15 protein-coding genes are annotated in these 17,812 nt (G+C 69.8%); 10 read left to right on the top strand and 5 right to left on the bottom strand.

Annotated features, from left to right (window positions below):
* Nucleotides 1–293 precede the first annotated feature (293 nt).
* Nucleotides 294–977, top strand: a complete 684-nt coding sequence (locus ACIBEI_RS06195; protein WP_398885578.1) for an MOSC domain-containing protein — start codon at nt 294–296, stop codon at nt 975–977.
* Nucleotides 978–1,131: 154 nt separating this feature from the next.
* Here ACIBEI_RS06195 and ACIBEI_RS06190 read toward each other — a convergent pair whose 3' ends face one another.
* Nucleotides 1,132–1,971 (bottom strand): helix-turn-helix domain-containing protein, encoded by an 840-nt coding sequence (locus tag ACIBEI_RS06190; RefSeq protein ID WP_398885576.1) that lies wholly within the window; start codon nt 1,969–1,971, stop codon nt 1,132–1,134.
* Nucleotides 1,972–2,083: 112 nt separating this feature from the next.
* Between ACIBEI_RS06190 and ACIBEI_RS06185 the strand changes: the two genes are divergently transcribed.
* Together ACIBEI_RS06185 and ACIBEI_RS06180 are read left to right on the top strand one after the other, a co-directional pair.
* Nucleotides 2,084–2,680, top strand: a complete 597-nt coding sequence (locus tag ACIBEI_RS06185) for an NADPH-dependent FMN reductase (protein WP_398885574.1) — start codon at nt 2,084–2,086, stop codon at nt 2,678–2,680.
* A 290-nt stretch (nt 2,681–2,970) separates the two neighbouring features.
* On the top strand, nt 2,971–3,585 hold the full coding sequence (locus ACIBEI_RS06180; protein WP_398885572.1) for a glyoxalase: 615 nt from the start codon (nt 2,971–2,973) through the stop codon (nt 3,583–3,585).
* A gap of 36 nt (nt 3,586–3,621) precedes the next feature.
* Here the strand turns inward: ACIBEI_RS06180 and nhaA are convergent, their stop codons facing one another.
* The 3 genes from nhaA to ACIBEI_RS06165 form a co-directional block, all read right to left on the bottom strand.
* Nucleotides 3,622–5,520, bottom strand: a complete 1,899-nt coding sequence (gene nhaA, locus ACIBEI_RS06175; protein ID WP_398886307.1) for a Na+/H+ antiporter NhaA — start codon at nt 5,518–5,520, stop codon at nt 3,622–3,624.
* Nucleotides 5,521–5,595: 75 nt separating this feature from the next.
* On the bottom strand, nt 5,596–6,909 hold the full coding sequence (locus ACIBEI_RS06170; RefSeq protein WP_398885570.1) for a GDSL-type esterase/lipase family protein: 1,314 nt from the start codon (nt 6,907–6,909) through the stop codon (nt 5,596–5,598).
* 195 nt (nt 6,910–7,104) lie between these two features.
* On the bottom strand, nt 7,105–7,893 hold the full coding sequence (locus tag ACIBEI_RS06165; RefSeq protein WP_398885568.1) for an SAM-dependent methyltransferase: 789 nt from the start codon (nt 7,891–7,893) through the stop codon (nt 7,105–7,107).
* 504 nt (nt 7,894–8,397) lie between these two features.
* Between ACIBEI_RS06165 and ACIBEI_RS06160 the strand changes: the two genes are divergently transcribed.
* The 3 genes from ACIBEI_RS06160 (at nt 8,398) to ACIBEI_RS06150 (ending at nt 11,839) form a co-directional block, all read left to right on the top strand.
* Nucleotides 8,398–9,597, top strand: a complete 1,200-nt coding sequence (locus tag ACIBEI_RS06160) for an NAD(P)/FAD-dependent oxidoreductase (RefSeq protein ID WP_398885566.1) — start codon at nt 8,398–8,400, stop codon at nt 9,595–9,597.
* Nucleotides 9,598–9,746: 149 nt separating this feature from the next.
* Complete coding sequence (locus tag ACIBEI_RS06155) at nt 9,747–10,643, top strand: RNA polymerase sigma-70 factor (RefSeq protein WP_398885564.1); 897 nt, start codon at nt 9,747–9,749, stop codon at nt 10,641–10,643.
* Between the two features lie 131 nt (nt 10,644–10,774).
* Nucleotides 10,775–11,839 (top strand): isopenicillin N synthase family dioxygenase, encoded by a 1,065-nt coding sequence (locus ACIBEI_RS06150; protein WP_398885562.1) that lies wholly within the window; start codon nt 10,775–10,777, stop codon nt 11,837–11,839.
* Nucleotides 11,840–11,872: 33 nt separating this feature from the next.
* On the opposite strand, the gene ACIBEI_RS06145 is transcribed toward ACIBEI_RS06150, so the two are convergent.
* Entirely contained in the window at nt 11,873–13,213 is a 1,341-nt protein-coding gene (locus tag ACIBEI_RS06145) for a mucin-1 (protein WP_398885560.1), read from the bottom strand.
* A 181-nt stretch (nt 13,214–13,394) separates the two neighbouring features.
* On the opposite strand from ACIBEI_RS06145, the gene ACIBEI_RS06140 reads away from it, so the two are divergent.
* The 4 genes from ACIBEI_RS06140 to ACIBEI_RS06125 all read left to right on the top strand — a co-directional run bounded on the left by ACIBEI_RS06140 (nt 13,395) and on the right by ACIBEI_RS06125 (nt 17,785).
* Nucleotides 13,395–14,414 carry a LacI family DNA-binding transcriptional regulator gene (locus ACIBEI_RS06140; RefSeq protein WP_398885558.1) on the top strand — a complete coding sequence of 340 codons (1,020 nt, stop codon included), beginning with the start codon at nt 13,395–13,397 and terminating at the stop codon, nt 14,412–14,414.
* A gap of 92 nt (nt 14,415–14,506) precedes the next feature.
* Entirely contained in the window at nt 14,507–15,847 is a 1,341-nt protein-coding gene (locus tag ACIBEI_RS06135; RefSeq protein ID WP_398885556.1) for an ABC transporter substrate-binding protein, read from the top strand.
* Nucleotides 15,848–15,911: 64 nt separating this feature from the next.
* Complete coding sequence (locus ACIBEI_RS06130) at nt 15,912–16,928, top strand: carbohydrate ABC transporter permease (RefSeq protein ID WP_398885554.1); 1,017 nt, start codon at nt 15,912–15,914, stop codon at nt 16,926–16,928.
* 2 nt (nt 16,929–16,930) lie between these two features.
* Nucleotides 16,931–17,785 carry a carbohydrate ABC transporter permease gene (locus tag ACIBEI_RS06125; protein ID WP_398885552.1) on the top strand — a complete coding sequence of 285 codons (855 nt, stop codon included), beginning with the start codon at nt 16,931–16,933 and terminating at the stop codon, nt 17,783–17,785.
* Nucleotides 17,786–17,812: the final 27 nt, after the last annotated feature.

Raw genomic sequence — 17,812 nt, 5'->3', positions numbered from 1 at the left:
CTCTGCTTCCCAGGAGGTCGGCAGCTGGGAGACACCTCGTGCGCGGACGACTTGACTTGGCCCCACCCGGCCGCGGCGCGTTGCTCGGCGGCGGGTTCAACTGGAACCGGTCCCCACCGCTGCCTTCACAGGTGCTGCCGCCGCAAGAGAGGCCACGACGGGGCCGCCGGCAGACGTCACAGCCAGGCGGCGGTGGAACGACGGCATGACCTTCAGTACGGTGATCGTCGCTGTGCTCGCCTGGGCAGCCGTCGACCACGGTCGCCGGACCGCTGGGATGAAGGGGGCGATGGATGCGGGTCGAACAACTGTGGCGGTATCCGGTGAAGTCGGTGGGTGGTGAGCGACTGACCGCGGCCACGGTCAGAGTGCTCGGAATCGAGGGTGACCGGGGCATCGCCATCCACGACGAGCGGGAAGAGGTCACCTGGGCCGGTGCCGTTCCGGCGCTCATGCGATTGCGGGCAGTCACCCTCGGGCCGGGCGTGGCCGAACTGATCCTGCCGGACGGCCGACGGTTCCGCTCCGATGCGCCTGACGCCGCCAGTCGGCTCAGCGCGGCTGTACAGGCCGAGATCACGCTGGTCGAGCACCAGCCGGACCGGCCTGATGCCGCGCTCCATGTACTGACGACGACGGCGCTGCGCAGCCTCCGCTCGACGCTGCCGGACAGTGCGATAGACGCCAGCCGGTTCCGGCCCAACCTGGTGCTCGACGACGTGCCCGGCGACCACGCGACCGGGTACCCCGAGCACGATTGGACCGGCCGCCGGATGGCCATCGGCACGCTGCGGTTGCGCTTCACCGGGGGGTGCGACCGCTGCGTGATGATCACCAAGGAGACTCCTACCGTCCCGCATGACCGCGCCGTGCTGCGCTGGGTCGCCCGCGAGCTCGGCAACACCCTCGGCGTGTACGCAGCGGTCGAGAAACCCGGCCATGTCCGTATCGGGGACAAGGCCCGCTGGCTCGACTGAATGTCATCCACCGTGACTGATTCCCAACGATTCGTCTGCAGGCGGCGATCTTCACGAATCGGGGCCGGCTGAAGCCGACATGGTGGGGCCGCTGAACAACGTCGGGGCCAGTCTCGCGATCTGTCGGCCTGTCGAGCACCTCGCCCGGCACACGTCAGGAGATGGCCCGCAGTGTGCTGTTCCGGCGACTGCGGCGGAGTTGTTCGACGGCCTCGGCGGTCTCGTCGTCCGAGGGGAGGAGGACGGTCAACTGTTGTGCGTCAGCGGGGAGTTCGAGTGTCTCCCGCAGCAAACGGAGTTCGCATCCGGCTGGATGGCTGAGCCGGAGGACTCCGCGTTGCGGAACGACGTGCCGGTTCAGGCGCCGGGTCAGTTCGGGGCCGGCAAGGGGTGCGAGTTCCGCGGTGAACCACTCGGAGTTCTCGGCGGACGGGGCGAGCCACAGGTCGAACGCCTGCTCGTCGGCGACGTCGTCCCAGTCGGTGAAGAAGGTGCGGGCGCGGGGGTCGGCGAAGACGTAGCGGGTGAGGTTCGGGGCTTCGGTGTCGAGCAGTCCGCTGCCGTTCGTCACCGACCGGTACGCGGAGGTGTGGGCGAGGATGTCACCCAGCCGGTTGGTCACCACGGCGATGCCTGGTTCGAGGAGGCGGAGTGTCTGCTGAACGGCGTCCCGCACCTGCCGGGGCGGGGGTGCGGGCCGGGTGTGGGCGGTGCATTCTCCGCCTGTGATCTTCGTGAGGTAACGCAGGTGGGTGCGTTCGGTGGGGGAGAGGCTGAGGGCGTCGGCGAGGGCGTTCACCACCGCCACCGAGGGATTGCGGTCACGGCCCTGCTCGATGCGGGTCAGGTATTCGACGCTGATGCCGGCGCGCGCCGCGAGATCCGTGCGGCGTAGCCCCGGTGAGCGGCGGCGGCCTCGGTCCGGGAGGCCGAGTGTCTCCGGCTGGACACTGTCGCGCTTGCTCCGGATGAAGTCTCCCAACGGCGTACCCATGTCCTGAGGATAGGGCGGGCCGGACCGGTCGTGCCGGGCTCAGGGTGGCCCTGCGGGGGCCAGCCTGAGCCCGGCCTGGCTGTGGCCGAGAACCGCCCCGATGGTGGTGGGCATGGAGAACAACACACACAAGCTGGTGGTCATCGTCGCGAGCGTCCGCGAAGGGCGGTTCGGTCCGGTGGTGGCGTCCTGGTTGGCTGAACAGGCCGAGTCGCACGGCGGCTTCGACGTCGATGTCGTCGATCTGGCCGACGTCGAGATCCCGCTGTCCCTGCCCGCGGCGTCACCGAAGTACGCCGGCGACGACTACCCCCGCCCGTCCGGGATGCGGCACCTGACCACCGCACTGGAGAGCGCGGACGCGTTCGTCATGGTCACACCCGAGTACAACCACAGCTACCCCGCCTCCTTGAAAGCGGCCATCGACTGGCACTTCACCCAGTGGACGGCCAAGCCTGTCGCCTTCGTCAGCTACGGGGGCGCGGCGGGCGGCCGCCACGCCGTCCTGCACCTGGAGAACGTCCTGACGGAACTGCATGCGGTGACGATCCGCGACGGTCTCGCCTTCCCCAACTACTTCACGGCATGGCAGGACGGCCGTCCGCTCGACCCCGAGACTCCCGGATACGCCAAAGCGCTGCTGGACCAGCTGGCCTGGTGGGCGGGTGCGCTCACGTCGGCACGCGAGGCCACCCCTTACCCGGGCTGAGTGGAATCCGACACCGTGCTCGCGCGGCAAGGCCCGCGGGGCATCCGGGCGACACCGCAGGTGAACGGACACCATTCTGATCACCACGCACCTCGATCACGCCCGGAAGGACCGCCAACCCGTTGGTGGCCCGGCCAGAACCCGCGAAATGGCGCTGGTCGGGACACCGGCGGCCGGGTCGGGCAGCGCCCGTGTGCTCTCCGTGCTGCCCCATGCGTGGCACCGGAGGTGGCGACACCGGTCAGGATTCGAGAAGCGCCGGTCACGGACCCGCAGCTAGCGTGAATGACATGACCTCAATCGAATTCCTCACCATCGAGGTGGCCGACGTCGCGGCCGCCGAGCGTTTCTACACGGATGCCTTCGGCCTGGGCAAACAAGTACGGCTGCGGGCCTCGGAGGAGCCGACGGCCGGCTTCCGCGGGTTCACGGTGTCGCTCGTGGTCTCCCAGCCGTCGATCGTCAACGGTCTCTTCGGCGCCGCCCTGGCCGCCGGTGCCACCGAGCTGAAGCCCGCCAAGAAGTCGTTGTGGGGGTACGGCGGCGTCGTACAGGCCCCGGACGGGACGATCTGGCAGCTCGCGACCTCGTCGAAGAAGGACACCGGCCCGGACAGCCGGCACATCGATGAGATCGTCGTCCTGCTGGGCGTCTCGGACATGGCCGTGACCAAGCGGTTCTACGTCGACCGGGGCCTCACTGTCGCGAAGAGCTTCGGGAGCAAGTACGTCGAGTTCGACGGTTCGGCGAGTGCCGTCAAGCTGTCGCTGTACGGACGTCGCGGACTGGCCAAGGTGGCCGGAGTCACGCCGGAGGGCAGCGGATCCCACCGTCTGGCCATCGGCGGCGGCGAAGAGGCCTTCACCGACCCGGACGGGTTCGTGTGGGAGCCCGCGGCGGCATGAGGTTCCTGGCGTGGGCGGCCGCCCCGGAACCGGACGTCAGCTCTCCTGACCCGCTCCCGTGAGAGCCGCTCGTGCCCGTGCGGCGCGTACGGCCGCCGACAGGGTGGCGATGTCATAGGCGCCGTGGTGGCGACGACCGTTGACGAAGAACGTCGGGGTACCGGACACCCCGCTGAGGTCGGCGGACTCCACGTCCGCGGCGACACGCGCGGCGCCCGTACCGGCTCTCAGGTCCGCGCTGAAGCGGTGGATGTCGAGGCCGATCTCCTCGGCGTAGCGGAGCAGATCCTCCGGCCGCAGTTCTCCTTGATGACGCATCATCTGCTCGTGCATCTCCCAGTAGCTGTTCTGGCGGGCCGCGGCTTCGGCGGCCTCCGCGGCGAGCTGGGCGCCCGGGTGCACGTCGGTGAGCGGCAGATGCCGCCATACGTAGCGCACGTCCCCGAAGTCGGCGAGCAGCTCGCGCACGACGGGCTCGGCCAACCCGCAGTAGGGGCATTCAAAGTCCCCGTACTCCAGCAGGGTCACGGGTGCGTCCACGGGCCCGCGCACATGGTCGCGGTCCATGTCGACGGGATCGCTGAGGTCGACGATCGTCCGGCCGGTGCCGAGGAGGGCGCGGGCACGGGAGGGCCGTGGCAGGGTGCCGATCACCGCGGTGACCAGCCAGGTGAGGAGGAAGGCGCAGAGGACGGCGGCCAGGATGCCGATCTTCGCCTGCTCCAGCACGTCCCCGTCGAAGGCGAGGGTGGCGATCAGCAAGGACACGGTGAAGCCCACCCCGGCCAGGGTGCCGCCGGCCGTGATGGCGCCCCAGCCGACCGGTGGGTGCAGGCGCCCTCCGCTGAGGCGTGTCGTGAGCCAGGTCGCGCCGATGATGCCGAGCGGCTTGCCGAGGACGTAGCCGAACAGGATGCCGAGGGTGACCGGTGAGGTGAAGGCGTCGGCCAACTGGCCGGCGTTGAGAGCGATGCCCGCGTTGGCGAGGGCGAACAGCGGCACGATCACATAGCTCGTCCAGGGGTGCAGCATCCGCTGGAGGCGGTCGTTGGGGGAGAGCGTCGAGGCGATCTGACGTCGTACCGAGCGTCCGAGTTCGGGGGTCGGCTGTTCGCGGAAGCGTCTGAACAGCCTGCTGGCCTGTTCCAGGTCGTGGCGTTCCGCCGGTCGGGCATAGGTCAGCAGACCCATGGCGAGGCCGGTCACCACAGGGTCCACCCCGGACTTCAGGAGTGCCACCCAGATCGCCGTGCCCAGCAGCGCGTACAGGGCGGGGATTCGCATGCCGAGGGTGCGTCGCACCAGCAGGACGACGGCGAAGAGCGCGAGCGCGGTGAGCAGTGCGGGCAGGGAGATGGCTCCGCTGTAGGCGAAGGCGATGACGGCCAGGGCCAGGAAGTCGTCGACGACGGCGACCGTGAGGATGAAGACGCGAAGGCCGCCCGGCAGCCGGCTCCCGAAGACTGCCAGCATGCCCAGCGCGAAGGCCGTGTCCGTCGACATGGCGGCACCCCAGCCGTGCACGGAGTCCTCGCCCGCGTTGACGGACAGGTAGATGGCGACGGGTACGAGCATGCCGCTGAGCCCGGCGAGCAGCGGCAGGGTGATCCGTCGGCGTTCGCGCAGCTCGCCCATGTCGAACTCGCGGCGTGCCTCCAGGCCGACGACGAAGAAGAACAACGTCATCAGCCCGCTGTTCAGCCACTCGCGCAGCTCCAGCGACACAGAGCTCGATCCGACACGGACCGACAACTCGGTTCCCCACAGCGCCTCGTACGAACCGGCGGCGATGTTGGCCCAGACGAGGGCGGCGAGGGCGCCGACGAGCAGCACCGAGGCACTGCCGGTCTCCGTCCGCAGGAAGGCGCTCAGAGGCCCGCGTGCGTCCTGGCCGCAGAGGGTCTGTCCCGACGGGGGTGAGGTCTCGGATGGCACGGTCACGCCACAAGTCTGACCCCACTCAAGACCCGGCACCCGGCGGGGCGCGGACGGCCGCCATCGCCTGCCCTGTCAGTGGTGTGCGGTCGACGAGAGGAGCATCGGCAGGGAGAAGTAGTCGGCGAGTGCCCGTTGGCCGGCGATGTTGGCGTGGACTCCGTCGCCGGTGTCGTAGGCCGGGTTGATGCCGTTGGGCTTGAGCGGGTCCTTGAGCACCTGATCGAAGTCCATCACGCCGTCGCAGGTTCCGCCGCAGGAGTTCCGCTTCTTGACGTGGGTGCCGACGGTGTGGCGGTCGAGGTTGTTCTGGTCGGTGTACCCGGGCCGCGACGTGACGGGCGTGACGTAGACCTTGATCCCGGCGGCGTGCAGGCGCTGGAACACCTCTCGGTAGCTGCGCAGGATCTGAGTGGCGTCGCAGCCGTTGGCGAGGTCGTTCGTGCCGTAGTAGTAGAGCACTCCGGTCACGCCGTGCAGGTCGAGCACATCACGGTCCAGCCTGGTTGCCGCGTCGAGGCCCTGGACCCCGGCGGGGGTGCGCGGGCAGTCGGCGGAACTGGTCGTGCCGGCGATGCCCGCGTTGGCGACCGCGAGTTGCCGGGTGCGGGGTAGTTCGGCGGCGACGCGGCGGGCGAGGTGGTCGGTCCAGCGAAGATCGGGTCCGTCCGGTGTGCAACCAGGCCCGCAGTCGGTGCTGCCGGTCCCGTCGACCACCGAACTCCCGAACGCGACGATCGTGCCCCTGACGGCGGGGTTGTCCACGTCGACGGCGCTGACCAGGTACGTGGAGTCGACTGTCTGCGTGTACGCGGAGCCGCTCGCCTCGGCGGTGTGGTCGCCCGAACCGGGTGGGGTGAGGTAGTTGGCGCGGAAGGCGTTGGTGTGCCGTCCCGGGGCGACCGTGCCGGACACGGACAGGGACACCGCGACGTCGTCCTGCGCGCGGGTCTCCAGCTCCGTGGCGTCGCTCCACACCTCGCCCCCGGCCGGAACGACCACGTCGCGTCGGCCGTCGAAGGTGACGGCACGGACGGCACCGTCGATCGCCGGTCCGCCCTGGCCGTCCGCGCTGCTTCGGCCGACGGTGGCGGCGTCGACGGTGAGCGGCGTTCTGCCGAAGGTGTTCTGGATCCGGACCCGCAGTGCTCCGCCGCCCTGACTGAGGTGGGTGATCATGCGAACGGACTGGTCACGCAGGGGAGTCGGGGCGAGTTCCTGCTGGGACTGAGCCCAGGACGTGAACCATGCGCGCTCGGCCGGCCCTGTCGAGGACCGGTCGCCCGAGGCGGATGCGGTGGTGGCGCCGACCGCCGAACCGGACGCCATGAGCGTCAGAGCCAGGGCCACCGCGGCGCGCCGCAGCGAGGACGGACGGAAAGGATGCACGGGGGTCCCTTCGACGTCGTACGGCCCGGCCTGCCCGAGCCGTCCTTGCTCGTTGACCAGGGGGGAGTGTGCCGTCGGTGCGCCTGGGGCTGTGCCGGTCACATCGAAGCCGCGCCGGCGCCCCGGCGAGGGCCTGCCGCGCCGTTCCTGCGGTACCGCGGATCGCGGGTCCGGCCCACACCGGAGACCCCGAGGTCACGGAGTGCGGGCCACCCCCACGTAGATGCCGCTGCCCTCGATTTCCTGCTCCTTGTCGGAGGGAGCCCACTCCGTCGCGGTGACCAGACCGGGCGGAACGAGGTCGAGGCCGTCGAAGAAGCGCTCCACCTCGGCACGGGTACGGAAGCCGAGCCGGATGCCGCCCTTGGCGTACTCGGCGGTGACCTGTGCGGCGAGTTCGGGATAGAGGTCGGAGGCGGCGTGCGACAGCACCAGATAGCTGCCGGGCGGCAGTGTGGTGACCAGATCGCGGACGATGGCGTGCGCGTCCTGCTCGTCGGGGACGAAGTGCATCAGCGCGATCAGCGACAGCGCGATGGGGCGGCTGAAGTCCAGGATGCGCTGGGCGTGCTCGACGATCCCCTGCGGCTGCCGGACATCGGCCTCGATGTAGTCGGTGACTCCTCCGGGCCGGCTGACCAGCAACGCCTCGGCATGACGCAGGACGATCGGGTCGTTGTCGGCATAGACGACCTTCGCCGTCGGCACGATGCCCTGGACGATCTGGTGGAGGTTGGGCTCGGTGGGGATTCCCGTCCCGATGTCCAGGAACTGGTCGATGCCCTGCGTGGCGAGCCAGGCGGCCGCCCGGTGCATGAACTGGCGGTTCTGCCGCGCCGCGTCCCTGGCCTCGGGCGGGAGTTGTTCACCCACGGCCTCGTCGACCGGATAGTTGTCCTTGCCACCCAGCAGCCAGTCGTAGACCCGCGCGGGATGCGCCTTGTCGGTGACGATCTGTGAGAACCGTTGTGGGCCGGTCGGCATGACAACTCCGTCGTGTCAGTCGCTTCCAGTGAAAGGTTCAGGCCCAGTACTCGATGGCCTTGGTGGAGTAGATCATGTGATCCGCGCGAGACGGAAGAGTGTCGCAGCGCCGGTGTGGGACCGTTCAAGGCCGGTCCGGGGGCCGCCCGTGGGCACCTCGCACTGCGGCCCGGATCGCCGCCCAACAAGCTCGTGCCGACTCGTGCCGAGGTGGGCGGCGGCAGCCGGTGCGGAGCACAAGCCCGCCTTCGTCGACCGGCAGATGACCACCCTGGTGAACCTGTGCCATCGCTCCCCATGGTCTGCTCGTCTGCTCGTCTGCTGGTCTCCGGTCCGGCCGGGCGAGTACGCCAACAGGTCAGGCCCCGTCGAGGGATCTCTGTCGCTGCGCCGTCTCCGCCGCGTCCGATGTGCGCTACGTCTCATCCGTCGGCTGTGACACGGGACGCGCGGCCGGTGTCTCCATGCCGAGTCCATCACGCGTGGGAGACACAGGGAGACATGATGAACGGGAATGTTCAGGTGGTCGTGGTCGGCGGCGGGTACGGGGGAGTGACGGCGGCCAATCGCCTGGCTCGACGCGATGGCGTGTCGGTGACCCTGGTCAACCCACGTCCTGAATTCGTCGAGCGGATCCGTCTGCATCAGCTCGTGACCGGCTCGGACGACGCGGTCGAGAGCTTCGGTGAGGTTCTGGGCGGGAAGGTCCGGCTGGTGGTCGACACCGTGACCCGGATCGACGCCGCCGAGCGCTGGGTGTCCCTGGCGGGCGGCGGCGCGGTCTCGTACGACTACCTCGTCTACGCGGTGGGCAGCGGCGCCGCCGATCCCGGCGTGCCCGGAGCGGCGGAGTTCGCCTATTGGGTGTCGGACTTCGAAGGCGCGGAGCGGCTGCGGTCGGCGCTTGACGCGGCGCCCGCGACGCGTCCGGTGACCGTGGTCGGGGCGGGCCCGACCGGTCTGGAGACCGCCGCCGAGCTGGCGGAAGCGGGTCGCAAGGTCACCCTGGTCTGCGGCGACGTGCTCGGCCCCTCCCTGCATGCCCGGGTCCGCCGCCCGGTCGCCCGTCGGCTCGCCAAGCTGGGTGTGACCGTCCTCGAAGGTCCCGGCGCGCAGGTGACGGAAGTGACACACGACGCCGTACAGCTCGGCGACGGCCGTGAACTGCCCAGCGCGGTGACGATCTGGACCGCGGGATTCCGTGTCCCGGACCTGGCTGCCCGCAGCGGGCTGCGCACCGACGCCGCCGGGCGTCTGGTGACCGACGCGACGCTGACCTGTGTTGACGACGAGCGCATCGTCGCCGCCGGGGACGCGGGGGTGATGCCGGACCATCCGTTCCGGATGAGCTGCCAGGCGGCCGTGCAGCTGGGCCCGGCGGCCGCCGCCACGATTCTGCGCCGGATCGCGGGGAAGACACCCGCTCCCGTCCGGATGTGGTTCGCCGGGCAGTGCCTGAGCCTCGGCCGGGACGAGGGCGTCACCCAGTTCTCCTACCCGAACGACACGGTGAACGCGCTCCACATCGGCGGGCGGACCGGTGCCGGCGTCAAGGAGATCGCCTGCAAGTTCACCCTCAACAAGTTGGTGTCCGGGGCACGCAAAGCCGGCCCCCGCACAGCCCAGCGCGACGACACGGACCGCCCGGAGACTCCTCGGCCGGAACACCGCACGACACGGTCCGGGACCGGACGCGCGGCCTAGCCGTCAGGCCCTCCTTCCTTCGGCCGGACCGACCGGTCCGGCCGATCAGTGGGGGAGGCCGCCGGCGATAAGCCGACGTTGGACCGGGTACACATGCACGGCCTGCCTCCGGGAGGTGGGGCCGACCGCGAGAGAGCGAAGCGCACGCCATGAACGACCACGTCACCGACCCCGCGACGGAGGCCTTCGTCGCCCACCGCAACCTGCTGTTCACCATCGCCTACGAGATGCTCGGTTCGGCCGCGGACGCCGAGGACGTCCTCCAGGAGACCTGGCTGCGATGGGTCAAGGCCGACCCGGCGCAGGTGCGGGACCCGCGCGCCTACCTCGTGCGGATCACGACCCGGCAGGCACTCAACCGGCTGCGCACCCTCAAACGGCGCAAGGAGGCCTATGTGGGCCCCTGGCTGCCCGAACCCCTGCTCACCACGCCCGACGTGGCCGAGGACGTCGAACTCTCCGAGAACCTGTCGCTGGCCCTCATGTACATCTTCGAGACCCTCTCACCGACCGAACGCGCCGTCTTCGTACTGCGCGAGGTCTTCGACTTCGGCTACGACGACATCGCGGCCGCGATCGGCAAGAGCCCCGCCGCCGCACGCCAGATCGCCTACCGCGCACGCCAGTACGTCGATGCCCGCCGACCGCGCAGACCGGCTTCCCCGGAAGAGGCCCGGGCGGCGTCGAACTCGTTCCGGCGCGCGCTGGAAACCGGGGATCTGCAGGGGCTGCTCGACGTACTCGCCCCGGACGTCGTCTTCGTCAGCGACGGCGGCGGCCTCAGGCTGGCGGCCCTGCGACCGGTCGTCGGCGCCGACAAGGTGCTCCGCTACATGGCCGGCAGCATCGACAAGGCAGGCGGCACCTTCAGCAGCGAGCCCACGACGGTCAACGGCAACCCCGGCCTCATCCTGCGCCTGGGCGGCGTGATCGACGGCGTGCTTGCCTTCACGGTGGACAACGCCCGCGTCACCGGCCTCTACTACGTCCGCAACCCCGAAAAACTCACCCGCGTCGAGTCGGAAACCCCGCTGACCTCCCGCTGAGGTCCCTCTCAACGGTGGTTCCCGTAGGAAGCAGATGCCATGGGACCTGCTGCGCCCCGAAACTGGACCGGGAACACGGGCCGGCCAGCGCCCCTTCGCCCCATGACCGCAGTCTGAAAGGACGCAGGACAGTGAAGTCTCACAATGCCGCCGCCACGCCCATGTTCACCGTTCCGGCCGTCGACATCTCCCCCTACGTCGGAGACGGTACGGACGAGAAGCGGCGGCAAGTGGCACGGCTGATCGATGCCGCGTGTGCCGACGTGGGGTTCATCCAGGTCCTCGGGCACGGCATTCCCCGGAGCGCGCTCGACGGTCTGAAGGGGGCGATGGACGCGTTCTTCGCGCTGCCCCTGGAGGCAAAGAAGACGTACCGCGTCGACGGCGCGAACCGCGGGTACAGCCCGCCGCGGAGCGAGTCACTCAGCCTGAGCCTGGGCCTGGAGTCGGCCTCACGGATGAACGACTTCTTCGAGGCTTTCAACGTCGGTGTCGAGGCGCGTTCCTTCCCGCCCGAACTCGGCCTTTCCGAGGACGACTTCGGGATCAACGTGTGGCCGGACATCGAGGCGTTCACGCCGCGGGTGGAGGCCTACTTCGGTCACGCCTCGCGGGTGGCACGCACACTGACGCGGATCTTCGCGGACGCCCTCGGTCTGGCACCGGACTTCTTCGAGGCGCTCACCGGACACTCCATCGACGTGCTCCGGATGAACAACTACGCCCTGCCCGAAGGCACCGTGGATCTGGACAGCGAGTTGATGGGCATGGGCGAGCACACCGACTACGGGATCGTCACCGTGCTGTGGGCCGACCAGGTCCCCGGGCTCCAGGTGCTCGACCGCCACGGCACCTGGCACGACGTGACGCCCGCGGACGGCGCTCTGCTCGTCAACCTAGGCGATCTCACGGCCCTCCTGACCAACGACCGGTGGATGTCGACGCTGCACCGCGTCAAGCCCCCCGTCGTCGACGGGACGATCCTGCGGCGCCGCTCGGCGGCCTTCTTCCACGACGGGAACCCGGACGCGGTCATCGAGACGCTGCCCGCCCTTCTCGACGCGGACCACGGTCTCGCCTACGAACCGGTCACCGTCCGGGACCACATCAGGGCCAAGCTGAACGGCTCGCGGAAGGGCAAGAAGAACGTGGCCGCGGTCCGCGAGGCCGCACGCGCCCGGGCCGCCACCGAGTGAACGGCCCACGCCCAGGCAGTCGACCCGGGTCACTCAAGGCCCGGGCCAGATGGCCGAGGCGTCGTCACGGTGGGGGTCGGGCAGCCGGATCGGGCGGATGGGGATCGTACGGCTGTGTTCGTCGGATACGGCTGTCCACGGGGTGGAGTGCCCGGAGTAGCACAGGGCCGTGAGGGCGAAGACGTTGTCGGCGTACACCTCGACGTATTCGCCGATGGTGAGTATGCGGAGGGTGGCGGCGGGTTCGGTCAGGACCGTCTCGCCGAGCCGGATGCCGCGGGGGCCGGTGATCCAGAGGTTCTTGCCGTCGCAGCCGACGGAGAGGGCCGAGCCCCCGTCCTCCGGGGTGTCGGTGCGGAGAGTGATCTCGACGGGCCCGGTGATGCCGATGTCGCCGACCGCGTGGAGGGCGGGCCGATCGGTCTCCTCGCCGAGCCAGGCGTTCAGGCCGGTCCACCATTCCAGGCGGGGCGCCGAATCCTCCCGTACGACAAGGGACTTGGGCTGGGCCAGCATGCCGCGGCAGCGCTCCCCGGTGTCGGTGAGGCCCACCTGACGGGGCGTGGTGTGCACGACTACGCGGGAACCGTCGGGCGCCGCGACGACACGGGGAGCGTACGAGCCGGTCGGGCCGAGGGGGCCGCGGCGGGTCCAGGGGCCGCGCAGGCGCGGGGCGGTCCACGCCTCGAAACCGCGGGTGGCGCCGATGGAGCCGATCAACAGCCAGCTGCCGTCGTCGAGGCGTTCCAGGACCGGGCACTCCAACTCGTCGACGTCCCCGGGTGAGACGAGCGGCGGGTGGACCGTCCAGTGCTCCAGATCGGTCGACGTGGCCAGCGCCACGCAGCCGCTGACCTCCACCGGCAGTGAGGCGTCGCTCGCGCAGACGGCCATCACCCAGCCCTCGCCCTCGTCGTCGCGTACGACGAACGGGTCGCGCCAGCCCATGCGTTCACCGGTGCGGTACCAGCGCGGGTCCGCCTCGACGACCGGCCCGGTGCCGTGGCGCCGCCAGCCCGTGCCGTCGGTGCGGTCGGAGTACGCGAGGCCGACGGACTGCAGGGGCCAGCCGTCCGCCGTCAGCCCGCTCACTCCCGTGTAGAACATGGCCATCCCGTCGCCGTGCCGCAGCGGGTGCATGGTCCACACGGCCTGCTGGTCGAAGCGGCCGGGCAGCCCGTTGCCGAAGGCGGTGCCCTGGGGCTGCCAGCGGACCAGGTCGGCGGAGGTCGCCCGGCCGTAGGAGGTCTCCATCCGCAGGTGGTCGAACTCCGCTGTCCAGGGCCCCTGAAGGTGCAGCACCGTGTACGTGCCGTCCTCGTCGCGCAGCAGGGCGAAGTCGTTCACGCAGAGGCCGGGCGGGGCGTATCGCATGCGTAGTTCCTGTCGGCTCACAGCGCCCAAACGCATGCGCTGACCATTGACCAAAGCGGCATCTCTTGAGAATCGGCCCAAGTAAATATGAACGCAAACGCTTGCGCAACAGCGAGGTCAGGTTTACGGTCACGTCACTCGCAGATCACACCGCCGTGAAATCAACGGGAGGAACTGAGCCGTGACGGCCAGCATCAACGACGTCGCCCGCGCCGCCGGCGTCTCCGCGTCCACCGTGTCCCGTGCCCTGCGCGGCCGGGCGGGCGTCTCCGACGAGGTGCGGGACCGGATCGCGGCCGTCGCCGCACAGCTCGGCTACACCGCGTCCCGCTCCGCCTCCAGCCTGGCCAGCGGTCGCACCTTCACCATCGGGGTCGTCGTCCCGTACGTGGGCCGCTGGTTCTTCGGCACCGTGCTCGACGCGGCGGAGCAGGTGTTCAGCGCCGCCGGGTACGACGTCCTGCTGTACAACCTGGGCGCACCCGAGTCACGCAAGCGCTTCTTCACGAAGCTGCCGGTCCGCAAGCGGGTGGACGCGGTGCTGTCGCTGCTCATCCCCGACGAGGCGGAGTCCGCGGCGCTGCGTTCCCTGGGGGTGCCGCTGGCCAGCACGGTCGGCGTCGCCCGGCCCGGCTTCACGGTGGTCGGCATCGACGACCGGGCGGGCGCGGAGAGCGCCGTACGGCATCTGGTGAACCTCGGCCACCGCCGGATCGGCATGATCAGCGGATCCAGCGGTCCGCTGCACTGGACCACGCCCATCGAGCGCCGCCGGGCGTATCTCGACGTCCTGGCCGAGGCCGGGATAGAGCACGACCCGGCCCTGGAGGCGGACGGCGACTACACCGTCGAGGGCGGCGAGCGGGCGATGACCGAGTTGCTGGCCACCTCCCGGCCGCCGACCGCCGTGTTCGCGCAGTCCGACGAGATGGCGATGGGCGCGCTGCGCGCCCTGCGCCGCCACCGGCTGAGGGTCCCGGACGACGTGTCCGTCGTCGGCTTCGACGACCACGAACTCGCCGACGTGGTCGGTCTGACCACGGTCGCCCAGCCGGTCGCGGGCCAGGGCGCGGAGGCCGCCCGGCTGCTGCTGCGCCAGCTCGACGAACCGGGCGCCGAACACCCCGGCCATGTCCAGATGCCCATCCGCATGGTCCTGCGCGAGACCACCGCCCCGCCCCGTCCGCGCGGACCTCAGTAGCGCCCCCCAGCGCCCCCTCTGACCCCCACATCCCCACGCCTCGACATCGCTCCCACACCTCGAACCCACGCCACAGCACGGAGGCACAGACCATGAGCTCGACCAACAGAAGGCACCGCCGCACGGCCTGTACGGGCCTGGCCCTGCTCCCTCTCGTGGCACTGGCCGCCTGTGGCGGGGGCAGCGGCACCGACGCCTCGGCGGACGCCGGCAGCGGCAAGGGCACCATCAGCGTCTGGGCCCACCAGGGCCAGAAGAGCGAGGACGCCGCCGTGCAGGCCGCGGTGAAGTCCTTCAACTCCTCGCAGAGCGACATCAAGGTCGAGCTGAAGCTGATACCCGGCAACGACTACACCAAGACCATCACCGCCACCAGCGCCTCCGAGCTGCCGGACGTGCTGGAGTTCGACGGCCCGACCATGGCGAACTTCGTCTACAACAAGAAGCTCGCCCCTGTCGACGACTACGTCTCCGCCAAGACGATGTCCAACGCCACCGACGCGAGCAAGTCCCAGGGAGCGATCGGCGGCAAGCACTACGGCCTGGGCATGTACGACTCGGGCCTGGGGATCTACGGCAACAAGAAGCTGCTGGACGCGGCCGGCGTCAAGTACCCGACGAGCGTGGCCGACGCCTGGACGGCGGACGAGTTCACCGCCGCCCTCAAGGCGTTGAAGGCCAAGGACTCCGACGGCAAGACCCTCGACATCCAAGAGGGCAACGGCCTGGCCACCGAGTGGGGAACCTACGGCTTCGCCCCCGTCGTCTGGTCGGCCGGCGGTTCGCTGATCAAGGGCGACAAGGCGGAAGGCGCCCTCGACTCACCGGCCGTGGTCTCGGCGCTGAAGACCGTCCAGTCCTGGAAGACCTACGTCGACCCCAACACCGACGGCAACGCCTTTGCCAAGGACCGTGTCGCCCTGAGCTGGGTCGGCCACTGGATGTACCCCACCTACAGCAAGGCGCTCGGCGACGACCTGGTCGTTCTGCCGCTGCCCGACTTCGGCAACGGTCCCAAGACCGGCCAGGGCTCCTGGGCGTGGGGCATCGGCGCCGACACCAAGAACGCCAAGGCCGCCGGCGCCTTCATGGACTACCTGCTCAACGACGCCAACGTCACCGCGATGACGACGGCCAACGGCGCCCCGCCCGCGACGAAGACCGCGCTCGCCGCGAGCCCCCTGTACAAGGAGGGCGGCCCGCTCCAGCTCTTCACCGACCAGCTCGCCAAGCCCTGCGGCGACAGCGACATCACCAAGTCCTGCGTCGCCGTCACCCGCCCGGTGACCGCCGGATACCCCACCATCACCGCCAAGTTCAGCGAGGCCCTCAACTCGATCTACGGCGGAGCCGACCCGAAGAGCGCCCTGGAGAAGGCCGCCCGCGCCATCGACCAGGACTTCTCCGACAACGCCGGCTACAAGATCCCGTAGGACCATCGGCCAGGGGCGGGACGGAACAGACCGCGCCCGCCCCCGCCGGGAACAGGACCCATCCGTGACATCCGTCGAACCGGCGCACGCCGCGCCCCACGCCCGGGAGAAGGCCCCACCCGTGACCGCCGCCAAGCCCGAGCGTCCGGTGCGTCCGGCGCATCCGGCGCGTTCCGTGCGCAGGAACCGCGACTGGTTGCACGGACTGCTCATGTCCACGCCCGCTGTCGCCGGACTCATCGCCTTCGTGGGCATCCCGTTCGGCTACGCCGTCGTCCTCTCCTTCTACAACGTCCGCCTCGGCTCCCCGCTCGCGCCCACCTTCTTCGGCCTGGAGCAGTACCGGCGGCTGTTCACCGACCCGGACCTGTCGGGCCCCTTCCTGCGGGCCCTGCTGAACAACCTGACGTTCGCCGTGGTCGTCGTCCCCGTCCAGTCGGCCCTGGCGCTGGGGCTGGCGATCCTGCTGAACCGCAAGCTCAAGGCGATCGGCCTGTTCCGGTCCCTCTTCTTCATGCCGGTCGTCTTCCCGATGGCTCTGGTCGCCGTGATCTGGCGGCTCATCCTCGCCCGCAGCGACCAGGGCATGCTCAACTCCGCGCTGGACGCGGTCAGTTTCGGCAACTGGGGTGCCTTCGACTGGCTCGGCGACTCCGCCACCGCGATGGCCTCGATCATCGTGCTGTCCATCTGGCAGGGCGTCGGCTTCCAGATGGTCATCCTCCTCGCCGGCCTCCAGCAGATACCGGGTGAGCTCTACGAGGCCGCCGACCTCGACCGCGCCGGCCGCTGGCAGCAGTTCCGCCACATCACCCTGCCCGGCATTCGCGGCACCCTCGTCTTTGTCGCCATGCTCACCTCGGTGCTCTCCTTCCGGGTCTTCGACCAGGTCTACGTCCTCGTCAAGGGCGGCGGCCTCAACGAGGACGCCGGCCGCACCGTGATGTATCAGGCCGTCACCACCGCCTTCGACCAGAACAACGTCGGCCAGGCAGCCGCGATCACCGTCGTCTTCTTCCTGATCGTGGTCGCCCTGACCCTCATCCAGCGCCGCGTCGTCCGGCCCGACAACGAGGACTGACCATGAGCACCCACACGGGCCTCACCCGCACACCCCTGCGCCGCTTCCTCGACTACGCCGTCCTCAGCGTGCTGGCGTTCATCTTCGTGCTGCCCGTCCTCTACCTGCTGATAGGCAGCCTCAAGCCGTCCGACGAAGTGCTCAACGGCCTGTCCGGCTTCCTGCCCACCCACCTGTCCTTCGACAACTACTCCAACGTCCTGAGCAGCCTCAACTCCGACAGCACCGGCTACTTCTGGCGCTTCATGGGCATCTCGCTGCTGCTCGCGTTCGTGGTGGTGACCGGTGGCCTGTTCGTCAACTCGATGGCGGCGTACGGGCTGTCACGGCTGAAGTGGCGCGGCCGCAACGCCGTCTTCACGCTCATCCTGCTGCTGATGCTGGTCCCGTTCGAGTCGGTGGCCGTCCCGCTCTTCTACATGTACAACGACCAGCGCAACACGCTCTTCATCCAGGCGATCCCGTTCATCGCCAATGCCTTCTCCGTCTACCAGTTCCACACCTTCTTCCGCTCGATCCCGCCGAGCATCGAGGAGGCGGCCCGCATCGACGGCGCGGGCCCCTGGCGCACCTTCTTCGCGATCATCGTGCCGATGTCGAAGCCGGCCTTCGCGTCCGTGGCGATCCTGACCTTCCTCACGCAGTGGGGCTCCTTCCTCTGGCCCGTCCTGATGGTCTCCGACCCCTCAGTACGCCCGCTGCCCCTGGAGATGAGCGTCTTCCAGGCCCAACTGCCCCCGGACTGGGGCCAGATCCTCGCCTTCGGCGTCCTCCTGGTCCTGCCCGTACTGATCGTCTTCGCGTTCTTCCAGCGCTGGTTCGTCCAGGGAGTCGCCAGCTCCGCCGTCAAGGGCTGAGCACTCTCGCGGACGGGAGGGCTCGTG

It is taken from the genome of Streptomyces sp. NPDC050988, assembly GCF_044456225.1.
In the GTDB taxonomy this organism is placed as follows: Bacteria; Actinomycetota; Actinomycetes; order Streptomycetales; family Streptomycetaceae; genus Streptomyces.
Note: the sequence above shows the minus strand (reverse complement) of the source record. Positions and strands in the feature narration are given on the sequence as shown.

Excerpts from the sequence above, each read along its gene's own strand:
- ACIBEI_RS06195 (WP_398885578.1), top strand. The coding sequence starts at position 294 with ATGCGGGTCGAACAACTGTGGCGGTATCCGGTGAAGTCGGTGGGTGGT.
- ACIBEI_RS06190 (WP_398885576.1), bottom strand. The coding sequence starts at position 1,971 with ATGGGTACGCCGTTGGGAGACTTCATCCGGAGCAAGCGCGACAGTGTC.
- ACIBEI_RS06185 (WP_398885574.1), top strand. The coding sequence starts at position 2,084 with ATGGAGAACAACACACACAAGCTGGTGGTCATCGTCGCGAGCGTCCGC.
- ACIBEI_RS06180 (WP_398885572.1), top strand. The coding sequence starts at position 2,971 with ATGACCTCAATCGAATTCCTCACCATCGAGGTGGCCGACGTCGCGGCC.
- ACIBEI_RS06165 (WP_398885568.1), bottom strand. The coding sequence starts at position 7,893 with ATGCCGACCGGCCCACAACGGTTCTCACAGATCGTCACCGACAAGGCG.
- ACIBEI_RS06160 (WP_398885566.1), top strand. The coding sequence starts at position 8,398 with ATGAACGGGAATGTTCAGGTGGTCGTGGTCGGCGGCGGGTACGGGGGA.
- ACIBEI_RS06155 (WP_398885564.1), top strand. The coding sequence starts at position 9,747 with ATGAACGACCACGTCACCGACCCCGCGACGGAGGCCTTCGTCGCCCAC.
- ACIBEI_RS06145 (WP_398885560.1), bottom strand. The coding sequence starts at position 13,213 with ATGCGATACGCCCCGCCCGGCCTCTGCGTGAACGACTTCGCCCTGCTG.
- ACIBEI_RS06135 (WP_398885556.1), top strand. The coding sequence starts at position 14,507 with ATGAGCTCGACCAACAGAAGGCACCGCCGCACGGCCTGTACGGGCCTG.
- ACIBEI_RS06125 (WP_398885552.1), top strand. The coding sequence starts at position 16,931 with ATGAGCACCCACACGGGCCTCACCCGCACACCCCTGCGCCGCTTCCTC.